The sequence below is a fragment of the Pseudomonas sp. WHRI 8519 genome (assembly GCF_040224055.2).
GTDB classification, from domain to species: domain Bacteria; phylum Pseudomonadota; class Gammaproteobacteria; order Pseudomonadales; family Pseudomonadaceae; genus Aquipseudomonas; species Aquipseudomonas putida_X.
Genome location: NZ_CP167996.1, coordinates 2082370 through 2096577, shown reverse-complemented (window position 1 = coordinate 2096577; position 14208 = coordinate 2082370). Strand labels below are relative to the sequence as shown.

The window sequence follows — 14208 nt, the reverse complement described above, 5'->3', positions numbered from 1 at the left end:
GAACAAAGTCCTAGCATTTGACTCGGGAAAGAGCAAATGCCGGCGTTTGCTCCCGCGGCGCCGCCAGCCACGCCTGCATCCGCCGGTAAAGGCCCCGCTCCAGCCACTGGTAGCTGAACCACGACATTAGTCCAATGGACGGCACGCACAGGGCAAAGACCAGGTAGGGATTGAGGTGCAGGCGCTGGCTGGCGAACCAGCCCGCGTACAGTACCAGCACGTGGATCAGATACACCGAGTACGAGCAGTCGCCTAATGCCTTGAGTACCCGATTGCCCTGGAAGTACGGCTCAAGCGCTACGAATGCCAGCACGATCAGTGCGCTGGGAAGGCCCCAATGCAAAAGGCGCTGGGAGGCGTCCAGGTGGTAGATCGCATAGACGGCCACCCCCAGCAATGCCAGCGGCAACCACAGCGCTTCACGCACCAGGCCGCGGCGGTACAGCACACCGATGCCGATACCGAGCAGAAATTCGTAGATGATGCCGTTGTTGTAGAAGCGGCTGAGCACGCCAACGCGGCCCAGCACTTCACTGACCAGCAGCAGCGCAGCGGTCACCAGCAGCAATTGGTGGCGCTTGCGGACCAGGAATGCCAGGCCAAACAGAAGGTAGAAGAACATCTCGAAGTTCAGCGTCCAGCCCACGTTCAACGTCGGGTACAGGCCGTAGCCACCTGGGTTCTCCGCCGGAATGAACAGCAACGACAGCAACAGGTGATGCCAGGTGAATGCCTGGTGCGGCATCCATTGGCTGAAGGCCAGCAGCACGAGCGCCATCAGCAGGGTGTAGAACCAATAGGCAGGGACGATTCGCAACGCGCGGTTGAGCAGAAACTGACGCGGCTCCACGGGTTTGTCCCGGGTCGAAAGGTAGATCACCAGCCCGCTGATGACGAAGAAGATGTCGACACCCACAGCGCCGCGGGCAGTGAGCAATTGGCCAACGGGGCCAGTGGCATGGAAGTCGAAAAAGATCTGCATGAAATGGTGGCAGACCACCACCCAGGCGGCGAACGCCCGCAGTGCCTGAAGCGAATACAGCATGGATCACCCTGCGATTGCCTTGGTGCATTGAGGCCACGTTGGGCTGCCTGGCAGCCCCGGACCCTCCAACCTTTCCGACCGCAGGTGTGCCGGAAAGGTCAGCTCAACCGATCAGAGGTTCTCGTAGCGGTTCATGTCCAGCACCCCGGCCTCCAACGGTTGGGTTTCCTTGATATAGGCGCTCAGGTCGTGGAAGTAACGCCAGAACTGCGGGTGGCTGCGGCGCACGCCCCAGCGCATGACGATACGTTCGAACCTGGCCGGATCATCGCGCGCATATTCCATGTCTTCGACGAACTCTGGCACATCTGCCGCCGGGATGTTGAAGATGAAGTTCGGGTAACTGCTGAGCACCCCGGGGTACAGGGTCAGGGTATCGAGCCCCGGCTGGTAGCGCGCGGCCTCGCCCAGCAGGAACGCGACATTGCTGTGGGCACGGTTGCGCAGCAGGCTGTAGACCTGGCGCTGACCGCCCTGCCCTTCGATGCGCAACATCGTGGCTTCCGGTAACTGATCGATCACCTTCAGGCCCGCGGCCGGGCGAGATACCAGGCGGCTGAGCGACTGCTCGACGTTACGGAATTCTTCGTTCATCTGCGGCCGCGAACAATAGGCACCCTGGCACCGGTTGATCGGGTCAGGTGCGGCATTCAGGCTGCCGGTGCGTTGCAGCAGCTTGAGGCCGAAGTCACGCTTGGGGTCGCGCGGGTCGAGCCTGATGCCGCTTGGCGTGTCGGTGTCGATGTCTTCATAGTCGAGCCACATCTTCACCTTGCCACCGTTCTGGTACCAGTCGCTGAGAATGGCACCACGCTCATCCGCCGGCATCAGGCGCAGGAAATTGACCTCGGCACCGTTGCGGATCAAGTCGAAATACAGCCGCGTCTGCAACTGGTGCGAGACATTGCCGAAGACATCGAAATTGACCGCCAACTGGTAATAGGTACGTTCGAACAGCGGGTAGTCGAACAGCCACATGGTCAGCGGCACATCGCCGACCAGGCCCTTGGTCACTGACGCGCTGTCGAAGTGGCGGAAGATGCTGAGCAGCGCATTGTCGTTGCCGGCCCACAGGGTCGACCAGCCAGGCGCTGGCATTTCGGCGTAGGCCTGGCGACGCAGCTTTTCATACTCGTTGCGCTTGTCACGATAGGCATGCCACAGGTTGAGCACACTGCCCACGTCGTCGATCTGGCCTGGCATGGCGAGCAACGGTGTGGCCTGGCCACGGTACGCAGCATCGGTAATGTAGCGGTCGTGCGCCGGCTCCTGGAACAGCGCCCAGAAGTTATCGCGAATCACATCGGTAGCGATCTGCCCACGGCACACCGGCCCGCGAATGAAGGTGCGGACGAAGTATTCGGCGTTATCCAGCATGAACTGGTAGCGCGCCACCGCCGGGATCGCCTCGAAGGTCTCGAACGGGTTGGCGCGGTGGCGCGGCCCATAGCCTGGCAGCGCACTGGCGTGCCAGTCACCGGCATAGAACAGCTGCTTCACGCGCTTGAGCTTTTGCGGCCCCATCGGGTAAGTGATGTGGGTCTTGTGCACGATCACGCCCTGCACTGGAATCAACCGGTAATAGAAGTCGGTACCCGGCGGATCGTTGGGGCGGCGCGTGGCAATCACGTCGACCGGCTGGCCGCTGGGCGTGCGCGAACGCACCCACTGGAAGAAGTGGCCCTGCTCGCCACCGACGAAATGGATGTGCGCCAGGAACAGGTGCTCGTACAGCCAGCGCCCCACCAAGGCCTCGGTAGAGCCTGGTCGATTGAGCAGTTCTTCCCAGTCGGCGATCTGTTTTGCCTCGGCCGCGCTGGGTTGAATGGGCTGATACTCGACCGGCGCACCTGCCGCCAGCCACGCCTGCAGGGTCTGGTATTGCTTGTCGGTCAGGCCGGTGACAGCCAGTGGCATACCCTCTTTGGGGTGGGCGCCGGCGTAGGCATCGAACTCATGGGGCAATGGGCACATGTTGTTGCGCTCAAGCCCCAGGACGATGTCGTCGGGCAGCTTGGCGTTGGGGGTAAGCGGGGCCTTGTGCCCCAGCTCCAGCATGCGGGCCATCAACGCAGCCTGGCTACCCTGGCTGTCGAGCACCGAATAGAAGCCCTTCTTGCGCCACTGCTCTTCGCTGTGCGCGTCGTAGAAAAGCCGCGTGGTCGGGACTGCCTTGCTCCTTTCACCCTGGTACACCGGTACCTTGGTTGCACCGCGCACAGCCCCTTCCGGGCTCTCCAGCTTCAACTGGCAAGCAGCGTCGTTACAGGCATGGCAGGCCACGCACTTCTCGGTGAAAATCGGTTGAATATCCCGGGTGTAGGAAATTACCGCGCTCGATTGGGGGGCTTGTGCGAGCGCGACACTGCTGAGCAGCAGCGCGAGAGCGCCGACAAGAAAACGATGCACCATGTGCCGAAAGTCCTGGGTTCTAGAAAAGCCATCACGTTTTTGCCTGGTCGAGCGTGGGTGCTTCATGGCGCAACATGAACGAAATTCATGCGAATGGCCGGTGCGCCTAAAAACCGCGCAGCTTTGTTATGATTCCGCACCTTCTGATATTTGCCCGACCAGGTAGTTCCTATGTCCGACCGCAGCGCTCGTCTCCAAGCACTCCAGCACGCACTCAATGAGCGCATCCTGATCCTCGACGGCGGCATGGGTACTATGATCCAGAGTTACCGCCTCGAGGAACACGACTATCGTGGCACGCGCTTCGCCGATTGGCCAAGCGATGTAAAAGGTAACAACGACCTGCTGCTGCTCAGCCGCCCCGATGTCATCGCTGCCATCGAGAAGGCGTACCTGGACGCCGGCGCCGATATTCTGGAAACCAACACCTTCAACGCCACGCAGATTTCCCAGGCCGACTACGGCATGGAGTCGCTGGTCTACGAGCTGAACGTCGAGGGCGCGCGCATCGCCCGCCAGGTGGCGGATGCCAAGACCCTGGAAACGCCCGACAAACCGCGTTTCGTTGCCGGCGTGCTCGGCCCCACCAGCCGCACCTGCTCGATTTCCCCAGACGTCAACGACCCCGGCTACCGCAACGTCACCTTCGACGAACTGGTGGAAAACTACATCGAGGCCACCCGCGGCCTGATCGAGGGTGGCGCCGACCTGATCCTCATCGAGACCATCTTCGACACGCTCAACGCCAAGGCGGCGATCTTCGCCGTGCAGCAGGTGTTCGAAGATGACGGCATCGAACTGCCGATCATGATCTCCGGCACCATCACCGATGCCTCGGGCCGCACCCTGTCCGGCCAGACCACCGAAGCGTTCTGGAACTCGGTACGCCATGCCAAGCCGATTTCCGTTGGCCTGAACTGCGCACTGGGGGCGAAGGACCTGCGCCCTTACCTCGAAGAGCTGTCGACCAAAGCCGACACCCACGTGTCTGCCCACCCCAATGCCGGCCTGCCGAATGCCTTCGGCGAGTACGACGAAACCCCGGCCGAGATGGCTGCGGTAGTCGAGGAGTTCGCAGCCAGCGGGTTCCTCAACATCATCGGCGGTTGCTGCGGTACCACCCCCGGGCACATCCAGGCCATCGCCGAGGCCGTGGGCAAATACAAACCACGCCAGATTCCGCAGATCGCCAAGGCCTGCCGGCTGTCGGGCCTGGAGCCGTTCACCATCGATCGCCAGTCGCTGTTCGTCAACGTCGGTGAGCGCACCAACATCACCGGCTCCGCCAAGTTTGCCCGGCTGATCCGCGAAGAGAATTACACCGAAGCGCTGGAAGTCGCCCTGCAGCAGGTAGAGGCCGGTGCTCAGGTGATCGACATCAACATGGACGAAGGGATGCTCGACTCCCAGGCTGCCATGGTCCGTTTCCTCAACATGATTGCAGGCGAGCCAGACATCTCTCGCGTGCCGATCATGATCGACTCGTCCAAATGGGAGGTGATCGAAGCGGGCCTCAAATGCATTCAGGGCAAAGGCATCGTCAACTCGATCTCCATGAAAGAGGGCGTCGAGCAGTTCAAGCATCACGCTCGCCTGTGCAAACGCTACGGCGCGGCCGTGGTGGTGATGGCCTTCGACGAGGTCGGCCAGGCCGACACCGCCGCCCGCAAGAAGGAAATCTGCCAGCGCAGCTACGACATCCTGGTCAATGAAGTCGGCTTCCCGCCGGAAGACATCATTTTCGACCCCAATATCTTCGCCGTCGCTACCGGCATCGAAGAGCACAACAACTATGCCGTGGATTTCATCGAGGCCTGCGCCTACATTCGTGACCACCTGCCCTATGCGTTGAGCTCGGGCGGCGTGTCCAACGTGTCGTTCTCGTTCCGCGGCAACAACCCGGTGCGCGAGGCGATCCACTCGGTGTTCCTGTTCCACGCCATCCGCAACGGCCTGACGATGGGTATCGTCAACGCTGGCCAGCTGGAGATCTATGACGAGATCCCGGCCGAGCTGCGCGAGCGGGTCGAGGACGTGGTGCTCAACCGCACGCCTGAAGGTACCGATGCGCTGCTGGCCATCGCCGATGATTACAAAGGCGGGGGTGCCACCAAGGAAGTCGAAAACGAGGCCTGGCGCTCACTGCCGGTAGGCAAGCGCCTGGAACATGCGCTGGTCAAAGGCATCACCGCACACATCGTCGAAGACACCGAGGAGTGCCGCCAGCAATGTGCGCGCCCGATCGAAGTCATCGAAGGGCCGCTGATGAGCGGCATGAACGTGGTTGGCGACCTGTTCGGCGCAGGCAAGATGTTCCTGCCGCAGGTGGTCAAGTCGGCGCGGGTGATGAAGCAGGCCGTGGCCCACCTGATCCCGTTCATCGAGGCCGAAAAAGGTGACAAGCCCGAAGCCAAGGGCAAGATTCTCATGGCGACGGTCAAGGGCGACGTGCACGACATCGGCAAGAACATCGTCGGCGTGGTCCTGGGCTGCAACGGCTATGACATCGTCGACCTCGGCGTGATGGTACCGGCAGAGAAGATCCTGCAGACCGCCCGCGACGAGAAGTGCGACATCATCGGATTGTCCGGCCTGATCACGCCGTCACTGGACGAGATGGTTCACGTTGCCCGCGAAATGCAGCGCCAGGGCTTCGCGCTGCCGTTGATGATCGGCGGCGCCACCACGTCCAAGGCCCACACGGCGGTCAAGATCGAGCCTAAGTACAGCAACGATGCAGTGATCTATGTGACCGACGCCTCCCGCGCGGTAGGTGTGGCCACCCAGTTGCTGTCCAAGGAGCTCAAGCCTGACTTCGTTGAAAAAACCCGCCTGGACTATGTCGACGTGCGTGAGCGCACTGCCAACCGCAGTGCCCGCACCGAGCGCCTGAGCTATGCGCAGGCAGTGGCGGCCAAGCCGAAGTACGACTGGGCCGCTTATCAGCCGGCCGCCCCTGCCTTCACAGGCGTCAAGGTGCTGGACAACATCGACCTGCGCACCCTGGCCGAGTACATCGACTGGACGCCGTTCTTCATTTCCTGGGACCTGGCCGGCAAGTTCCCACGCATCCTCACCGATGAAGTGGTGGGTGAAGCGGCGACCTCGCTGTACAACGATGCTCGCGAGATGCTCGACAAACTGATCGACGAAAAGCTGATCAGCGCGCGCGCCGTGTTCGGTTTCTGGCCTGCCAACCAGGTTGCCGATGACGATATTCAGGTCTACGGCGACAATGGTCAGACCCTCGCTACGTTGCACCACCTGCGCCAGCAGACCATCAAGCCCGATGGCAAGCCGAATTTCTCCCTGGCCGACTTCGTCGCGCCAAAGGACAGCGGCGTCACCGACTACATGGGGGGCTTCATCACGACCGCCGGCATTGGTGCCGAGGAAGTGGCAAAGGCTTACCAGGACAAGGGCGACGACTACAGCTCGATCATGGTCAAGGCCCTTGCCGACCGCCTGGCCGAGGCGTGCGCCGAGTGGCTGCACGAGCAGGTGCGTAAAGAGCACTGGGGTTATGCGCGTGACGAACACCTGGACAACGAAGCACTGATCAAGGAACAGTACCGCGGCATCCGTCCTGCCCCAGGCTACCCGGCCTGCCCGGACCATACCGAAAAAGCCACGCTGTTCCGCCTGCTCGATGGCACGGCCATCGGTGAAACCGGCCCCAGCGGTGTGTTCCTTACCGAGCACTTCGCCATGTTCCCGGCCGCCGCGGTCAGCGGTTGGTACTTCGCTCACCCACAGGCGCAGTACTTTGCCGTGGGCAAGGTCGACAAAGACCAGATCGACAGCTACAGCGCACGCAAGGGCCAGGATGTCAGCGTCAGCGAGCGCTGGCTGGCACCGAACCTGGGCTACGACAACTGACCTGTGCGGGGCCGCTTAGCGGCCCCATCTTCCATCTACACTGTCCCTGATTGCCTCTTGAATAGCGGAGCCAACATGGACGATTCCAGCCAAGGCAAACCCCCTACCTTCTGGCAGATGCTGCACAGCATCCTCGCCGCCGCACTGGGCGTACAGAGCGGTAAAAACCGCGCGCGCGACTTCACCCATGGCAAGGCCAGCCATTTCATCGCGCTCGGCGCACTGTTCACCTTGGTGTTCATCCTGGTCCTGATCGGCCTGGTACAACTGGCGCTGCACCTGACCGCCCGCTGAAACGCAACCCGCCCGCGCAATTCCCTTGCGCGGGCGGCTCAGGTTGCATCATGGTCTGGAGCCAGGGCTATTGGTGGCTGACCCAGTACACGGCAGTGACCACCACCAGGACGATCAGGCAGAGGATCGCCCAGGCATCGACGCTGCTGTCAGCTTTGCGGGCCTTGGTTGTATTTCCCATTGCATTGCCTCTTGTAGTGGTTATGGGAATGCACTTCACAACCAGCAGTTAAGACGAGCAATGCCCTTCTCTCAAGCAGGGTTTTTCAGTAGTCGACAGGTGACGTGAGGAAGGGGTAACGGTAAGCAGGCGGGCGCCCTTCGGCGCTGAAGCGCTTGAAGTCCACACCAAAGTCGTCCTGCTCCGCCAGTTTGAGCCAGCGCTTGGCCTTGAGCGGATCGACCGACTGCAACACAGGCAGCACATGGTCGCGCTTTGCGTCCCGAGCGATATCCACACCATGGGCATCGTCATGCAGCATGACCATGGCCCAACCGCCGAGACTGAAATGCCCACCCATCAACACCCCCAGGCGCCCATCGATGCGCGCGCGCAAGGCCTCGGGGGAACTGTTGATGGCGCTGAACACCACATCTCGTCCAGGCTTGCGCCCCGCAGCTTCGAACGCGCGCATGGCGCCGAACGCCATTTCGTCGTTGGCCGACCACACCAGTTGGGTACCCGGGTAGCGCTGCAACAACTGCTGCGCCTGTTCAAAGGCGCGCTGCCGGTCCCAGCCGCCGTAAACCACCTGCCGCAGTCGCACCTGAGGGAAGTCGGCCAGGGCGCGGCGCATGCCTTGTTCACGCAACTGCGAGGCGGGCGTGGTCTTTATCCCGGCGAAAGCTACCAGGTCCACAGGCGCGTTACTGCGCGGCAGCAAGGCGACCATCTGGTGCAGCATCTGGTAGCCGGCCTGCTCGTCATTGGCCGTCAGGGTCCCTAATAAAGCGCCGTATTTTGCGGGCTGAGCCTCAATACCGCTCGCCTGGCTGGCAGTCAGCCCGTTGCTGACCAGCAACAGCTTGACCTCGCTACCTTGCGCCAAGCGGAGGATTTGCGGCGCAACGTATTGCTCGTTGACCAGCACCAGGTAGTCCGGGCGCTGCGGTCCCTTGAGCACAGCCCGCGCCTGACCAAGTGCACGCTCGGCGTTGCGTGCGCCGTATTGCACCTGCAGCGTCATGCCCAAGTCGTCAGCGGCCGCCTGCATGAAGCGCGAGTAGCTGGCCCAGAACGTCTCACCGGGCAGCCCCGGGTTGAGGAACACCACCGAAGCGGCCTGAGCGCTGGCTGCCAGCGGCAGGCTCAGGCACAAGCTGTAGCACAATGCCTTGAGCATGCGGTTACATCCTTACCAACAAACCCACGAGTATAAACCTGCGGCACTGAGTGACGGACAAATGCCAGTCAATCTCACTTAGTTCGTTTGGTTCTTTTCATATGCAAAAACATCACTTTAGCGCATAAACGCAACCTGATATCGTTTCCCCGCTCCGAACCGGAGTGCGCGGCCGTGCGCGCGAATAGCTGCATGCAGCCTGAGACAGGACTTTTATGTACGTATACGACGAGTACGATCAGCGGATCATCGAGGACCGCGTCAAGCAGTTCCGTGATCAGACCCGCCGCTACCTGGCCGGTGAGCTGAGCGAAGAAGAATTCCGCCCTCTGCGCCTGCAGAACGGCCTCTATATCCAGCGTTTCGCCCCGATGCTGCGCGTCGCCGTGCCCTACGGCCAGCTGAACGCCCGTCAGGTCCGCACCCTGGCCAAGATCGCCCGCGATTACGACAAGGGCTACGCCCATATCTCCACCCGCCAGAACGTGCAGTTCAACTGGCCGGCACTTGAAGATATTCCAGACATCCTTGCCGAACTGGCCACCGTGCAGATGCACGCGATCCAGACCAGCGGCAACTGCCTGCGCAACACCACCACCGACCAATTCGCCGGTGTGGCCGCAGACGAAGTCATCGACCCGCGCCCCTGGTGTGAAATCGTTCGCCAGTGGACCACCTTCCACCCAGAGTTCGCCTACCTGCCGCGCAAGTTCAAGATCGCGATCAACGGCTCGAAGGAAGACCGCGCTGCCATCGAAGTGCACGACATCGGCCTGGAACCGGTGCGCAACGCTGCCGGTGAGCTGGGCTTCCGTGTGCTGGTCGGTGGTGGCCTGGGCCGCACCCCGGTGGTCGGTTCGTTCATCAATGAATTCCTGCCGTGGCAGGACCTGATCAGCTACCTGGACGCCATCCTGCGCGTGTACAACCGTTACGGCCGCCGTGACAACAAGTACAAGGCGCGGATCAAGATCCTGGTCAAGGCCCTGACCCCAGAGGTGTTTGCCGAGAAGGTCGAGGCCGAAATGGCCCACCTGCGTGGCGGCAGCACGACCCTGACCGAAGAAGAAGTGCAGCGTGTTTCGCGCCACTTCATCGACCCGGACTACCTGGCCCTGGACAACGTCGACTACAGCGCCCAGGACGCCGAGAACCCAGGCTTCGCCCGCTGGCGCTCGCGCAACACCCGTGCCCACAAGCGCCCTGGCTACGTGGCCGTGACCCTGTCGCTCAAGCCCACCGGCGTTGCCCCGGGAGACCTCACCGACAAGCAGCTGGACGCCGTGGCGGACCTGGCAGAGCGCTACAGCTTCGGCTTCCTGCGCACCTCGCACGAGCAGAACATCATTCTTGCCGACGTCGAGCAGCGTCAGCTGCATGCCCTGTGGCTGGAGCTGCGCGAAGGTGGTTTCGCCACGCCGAACATCGGCCTGCTGACCGACATCATCTGCTGCCCGGGCGGGGACTACTGCTCGCTGGCCAACGCCAAGTCGATCCCGATCGCCGAATCCATCCAGCGCCGCTTCGACGACCTGGACTACCTGTTCGACATCGGCGAGATCGATCTGAATATCTCCGGTTGCATGAACGCCTGCGGCCACCACCACGTCGGGCACATCGGTATCCTTGGCGTGGATAAGAAGGGCGAGGAGTTCTACCAGGTGTCCCTGGGTGGCAACGCCGCACGTGACGCGAGCCTGGGCAAGATCCTCGGCCCGTCCTTCGCCCAGGATGACATGGCCGACGTGATCGAGAAGCTGATCGCCGTGTACGTTGAACAACGTACCGAGGAAGAGCGTTTCATCGACACCTACCAGCGTATCGGCATCGACCCCTTCAAGGAACGCGTCTATGCAGCGAATCATTAAGAACAACCAGATCGTCGACGAAACCTGGCACCTGCTGCCCAAGGAAACCACGATCGACGAGCTGACCAACTGCGACGACTACATCGTCCCCCTGCAACTGTGGCGTGACCATGCCCACCTGCTCAAGGCCCGCGACGGTGGCCTGGGCGTGTGGCTGGACAGCGATGAACAAGCGGAAGAGATCGGCGACGACGTGCAGCACTTTCAGGTCATCGCCCTGAACTTCCCGGCCTTCACCGACGGGCGCAACTATTCCAATGCGCGCCTGCTGCGTGACCGCTACCAGTTCAAGGGCGAGCTGCGCGCCATCGGCGACGTGCTCCGTGACCAACTGTTCTACATGGCCCGCTGCGGTTTCGATGCCTTCGCCATCCGTGCCGACAAGGACCCGGAAGATGCCCTGCAGGGGCTGAAGGACTTCTCGGTGACCTACCAGGCCGCCACCGACGAGCCGCTGCCGCTGTTCCGCCGCCGTTGATCGTCACTCGGCATGGCCACCGCAGGGTGGCCGTGCCTGCCTGCCCCAGCAAAGGTGTTTACCGCACCTGATTCACGAGCCAGCGGATGATTCGTGACTTCAGCGCAAAAGACCTTGGCATTGCCCCGTCTTAATCAACGCCTGCAAACCCCCCACACTGCTCCCCATTCGAACGACTTGGGCACCCGGGCACCTAAGCTCTGGCTCAACCCCAATCACTCAGCAGGAGCAGCCCCATGAGCATTCCATCCTTCGGCCTTGGCACCTACCGCCTCACCGGCCAGGCCGTCATCGATTCGGTCAAGTCGGCCCTGGCGCTGGGCTATCGGGCCATCGACACAGCACAGATCTACAAGAACGAAGCCGACGTCGGCCAGGCCATTGCCGAAAGCGGCGTAGCGCGCAGCGAGCTGTTCATCACCACCAAGATCTGGGTCGACAACTATGCTGCAGACCGGTTGGTCCCCAGCTTGCGCGAAAGCCTGGCCAAACTGCGCACCGACTACGTCGACCTGCTGCTGATCCACTGGCCAGCCCCAGGGAATGGCATCGAACTGGCCGAATACATGAGCGCCTTGGCCGACGCCAAGAAACTCGGCCTGACCCGCCAGATCGGCGTGTCCAACTTCAACATCGAACTCACCCGCCAAGCCATCGACGTGGTCGGCCAAGGTGAAATCGCCACCAACCAGGTGGAGCTCAGCCCCTACCTGCAAAACGCCAAGCTGGCTGCCTACCTCAAGGACCAGGGCATCACCGTCACCTCGTACATGACCCTGGCCTACGGCAAAGTGCTCAAGGATCCGGTACTGGCCGAGATCGCCAGCAAGCACAAGGCCACCGTCGCCCAGGTGGCCCTGGCCTGGGCCATGCAGCTGGGTTACGCAGTGATCCCCTCCTCCACCAAGCGCGAGAACCTGGCCAGCAACCTGCTCGCCTGCAGCCTGAAACTGGATGCCGAGGACATGGCGCGCATCGCCTCGCTCGAGCGCAATGGCCGTGAAGTCAGCCCGGATAGCCTGGCGCCCGCCTGGGACTGATGAACCCTGCAGGTCGGCACCGGCCCGTTCCCGGCCGGTGCGACTGCTCATTGACCTTTCAATCGGAGCTCCTGATGAGCACGCTTTCCCCAAAACGGGTTCTGTTTGCCCTGGCGATTGGCGCCTTCGGCATCGGCACTACCGAATTCACCCCGATGGGCCTGCTGCCGGTGATCGCCCAAGGCGTCGAAGTCAGTATCCCCAGCGCGGGCATGCTGATCACCGCCTATGCCATCGGCGTAATGGTCGGCGCACCGATCATGACCCTGCTGTTCAGCCGCTTTGGCAAACGCGCCGCACTGATGGCGCTGATGGCCATCTTCACCCTCGGCAACCTGCTCTCGGCACTCTCGCCGGACTACTACACCCTGCTCGCGTCGCGGCTGGTCACCAGCCTCAACCATGGTGCTTTCTTCGGCCTGGGCGCGGTCGTGGCCGCCAGCGTGGTTCCCAAGGACAAACAGGCCAGTGCCGTGGCGACCATGTTCATGGGCCTGACCATCGCCAATATCGGCGGTGTGCCTGCGGCGACCTGGGTCGGCCAGCAAGTCGGCTGGCGCATGGCCTTTGCCGGTACTGCAGTGCTCGGCCTGCTGGCCATGGCCGCCCTGTGGTACGCGCTGCCCAAAGGTGAGCGTGGCAGCGTGCCCCACGTGCGCAAAGAGCTGGCGGTCATCGCCCGCCCCAGCGTGCTGCTGGCGATGGCGACCACGGTGCTTGGCGCCGGCGCCATGTTCACCCTGTACACCTACGTAGCACCGGTACTGGCGGCGCTGACGGGCGCTTCAGACAGCTTCATCACGCTGGGCCTGGTGCTGATCGGTGTCGGCTTCACCTTGGGCAACAGCCTGGGTGGGCGCCTGGCCGACTGGTCGCTGGACGGCGCTGCGCGCATCTTCCTCGCCACCCTGGCGCTGATCATGTTGCTGATGCCGCTGGTACTGGGCAGCCACATCGGCGCCGCCATCGCGCTGCTGGTCTGGGGCGTGTTCACCTTCGCCGTGGTGCCGCCCTTGCAGATGCGCGTCATGACTGCCGCCATAGAGGCACCAGGGCTGGCATCATCGATAAACGTCGGCGCCTTCAACCTTGGCAATGCCGTTGGCGCGGCCCTGGGTGGTGCGGTGATCAGCCTGGACCTGGGTTATGCAGCAGTGCCCATGGCGGGCGGCGTGCTGGCGGCGGTGGCCCTGGTACTGGTATGGCTGGGCGGGCGCGGCAAGGCTGCCGACAAGGCCCTGGGCGCTGCGGTCTAGGCACTGGCGGGGCGCTGCATTGTTCCACCGGGCGCAATTATGAAGTGCCCGTCGCAGCCATTCCCCACCCTGCAGCGGGGGCAGTACTCTCCTCTACGCCAACCACCGCCAAGGAGTTACCCATGTCCCGCCCTCCGTTGCCGCCATTTACCCGCGAAAGCGCCATCGAAAAGGTCCGCCTGGCCGAGGATGGCTGGAACAGCCGTGACGCCGCCAAGGTATCGTTGGCCTACACCCCCGATACCGTGTGGCGTAACCGCGTCGAGTTCCCTCGCGGGCGTGCCGAGGTTCAGGCCCTTCTGACCCGCAAGTGGAACCATGAACTGGAGTACCGGCTGATCAAGGAGCTGTGGGCATTCACCGACAACCGCATTGCCGTGCGCTATGCCTACGAGTACCGCGACGACAGCGGCCAGTGGTTCCGCGCCTATGGCAACGAAAACTGGGAGTTCGCCGCCGATGGCCTGATGCACAACCGCCATTCGAGCATCAACGAGCAGCCCATTGCCGAAGCGGACCGCAAGTTCCACTGGCCCCTGGGGCGCCGCCCGGACGACCATCCGGGGCTCAGCGAACTAGGGCTCTGACCACCC

10 protein-coding genes are annotated in these 14208 nt (G+C 62.5%); 7 read left to right on the top strand and 3 right to left on the bottom strand.

What is annotated here, in order from left to right; translation table 11 throughout:
- Positions 1-10 precede the first annotated feature (10 nt).
- Entirely contained in the window at positions 11-1045 is a 1035-nt protein-coding gene (locus ABRP30_RS09450; protein ID WP_349974481.1) for an acyltransferase, read from the bottom strand.
- Between the two features lie 111 nt (positions 1046-1156).
- Positions 1157-3457 carry a fatty acid cis/trans isomerase gene (locus tag ABRP30_RS09445; protein ID WP_349974482.1) on the bottom strand — a complete coding sequence of 767 codons (2301 nt, stop codon included), beginning with the start codon at positions 3455-3457 and terminating at the stop codon, positions 1157-1159.
- A 171-nt stretch (positions 3458-3628) separates the two neighbouring features.
- Between ABRP30_RS09445 and metH the strand changes: the two genes are divergently transcribed.
- Both metH and ABRP30_RS09435 read left to right on the top strand, forming a co-directional pair.
- The gene (gene metH, locus ABRP30_RS09440; RefSeq protein WP_349974483.1) at positions 3629-7336 is read left to right on the top strand and encodes a methionine synthase; all 3708 of its coding nucleotides are present in this window, start codon (positions 3629-3631) and stop codon (positions 7334-7336) included.
- A gap of 75 nt (positions 7337-7411) precedes the next feature.
- Positions 7412-7630, top strand: coding sequence for a DUF2970 domain-containing protein (locus tag ABRP30_RS09435; RefSeq protein ID WP_241803351.1), 219 nt, complete (start codon positions 7412-7414; stop codon positions 7628-7630).
- Positions 7631-7896: 266 nt separating this feature from the next.
- Here the strand turns inward: ABRP30_RS09435 and ABRP30_RS09430 are convergent, their stop codons facing one another.
- Positions 7897-8973, bottom strand: a complete 1077-nt coding sequence (locus ABRP30_RS09430; RefSeq protein ID WP_349974484.1) for an ABC transporter substrate-binding protein — start codon at positions 8971-8973, stop codon at positions 7897-7899.
- A gap of 215 nt (positions 8974-9188) precedes the next feature.
- On the opposite strand from ABRP30_RS09430, the gene ABRP30_RS09425 reads away from it, so the two are divergent.
- The 5 genes from ABRP30_RS09425 to ABRP30_RS09405 all read left to right on the top strand — a co-directional run bounded on the left by ABRP30_RS09425 (position 9189) and on the right by ABRP30_RS09405 (position 14202).
- Positions 9189-10841, top strand: coding sequence for a nitrite/sulfite reductase (locus tag ABRP30_RS09425; RefSeq protein WP_241803349.1), 1653 nt, complete (start codon positions 9189-9191; stop codon positions 10839-10841).
- Complete coding sequence (locus ABRP30_RS09420) at positions 10825-11319, top strand: DUF934 domain-containing protein (protein WP_241803348.1); 495 nt, start codon at positions 10825-10827, stop codon at positions 11317-11319. Before ABRP30_RS09425 ends, ABRP30_RS09420 begins: the two co-directional genes overlap by 17 nt.
- A gap of 236 nt (positions 11320-11555) precedes the next feature.
- The gene (gene dkgB, locus ABRP30_RS09415) at positions 11556-12359 is read left to right on the top strand and encodes a 2,5-didehydrogluconate reductase DkgB (RefSeq protein ID WP_349974485.1); all 804 of its coding nucleotides are present in this window, start codon (positions 11556-11558) and stop codon (positions 12357-12359) included.
- A gap of 74 nt (positions 12360-12433) precedes the next feature.
- Positions 12434-13615 carry an MFS transporter gene (locus ABRP30_RS09410; protein ID WP_267822674.1) on the top strand — a complete coding sequence of 394 codons (1182 nt, stop codon included), beginning with the start codon at positions 12434-12436 and terminating at the stop codon, positions 13613-13615.
- Between the two features lie 122 nt (positions 13616-13737).
- On the top strand, positions 13738-14202 hold the full coding sequence (locus ABRP30_RS09405; protein ID WP_267822672.1) for a DUF1348 family protein: 465 nt from the start codon (positions 13738-13740) through the stop codon (positions 14200-14202).
- The last annotated feature ends 6 nt before the right edge of the window (positions 14203-14208 follow it).

What these genes read in the sequence shown, in the direction of transcription:
- ABRP30_RS09430 (WP_349974484.1), bottom strand. Translation starts at nt 8,973, where the DNA reads ATGCTCAAGGCATTGTGCTACAGCTTGTGCCTGAGCCTGCCGCTGGCA.
- metH (WP_349974483.1), top strand. Translation starts at nt 3,629, where the DNA reads ATGTCCGACCGCAGCGCTCGTCTCCAAGCACTCCAGCACGCACTCAAT.
- ABRP30_RS09410 (WP_267822674.1), top strand. Translation starts at nt 12,434, where the DNA reads ATGAGCACGCTTTCCCCAAAACGGGTTCTGTTTGCCCTGGCGATTGGC.
- ABRP30_RS09425 (WP_241803349.1), top strand. Translation starts at nt 9,189, where the DNA reads ATGTACGTATACGACGAGTACGATCAGCGGATCATCGAGGACCGCGTC.
- ABRP30_RS09420 (WP_241803348.1), top strand. Translation starts at nt 10,825, where the DNA reads ATGCAGCGAATCATTAAGAACAACCAGATCGTCGACGAAACCTGGCAC.
- ABRP30_RS09435 (WP_241803351.1), top strand. Translation starts at nt 7,412, where the DNA reads ATGGACGATTCCAGCCAAGGCAAACCCCCTACCTTCTGGCAGATGCTG.
- dkgB (WP_349974485.1), top strand. Translation starts at nt 11,556, where the DNA reads ATGAGCATTCCATCCTTCGGCCTTGGCACCTACCGCCTCACCGGCCAG.
- ABRP30_RS09405 (WP_267822672.1), top strand. Translation starts at nt 13,738, where the DNA reads ATGTCCCGCCCTCCGTTGCCGCCATTTACCCGCGAAAGCGCCATCGAA.
- ABRP30_RS09450 (WP_349974481.1), bottom strand. Translation starts at nt 1,045, where the DNA reads ATGCTGTATTCGCTTCAGGCACTGCGGGCGTTCGCCGCCTGGGTGGTG.
- ABRP30_RS09445 (WP_349974482.1), bottom strand. Translation starts at nt 3,457, where the DNA reads ATGGTGCATCGTTTTCTTGTCGGCGCTCTCGCGCTGCTGCTCAGCAGT.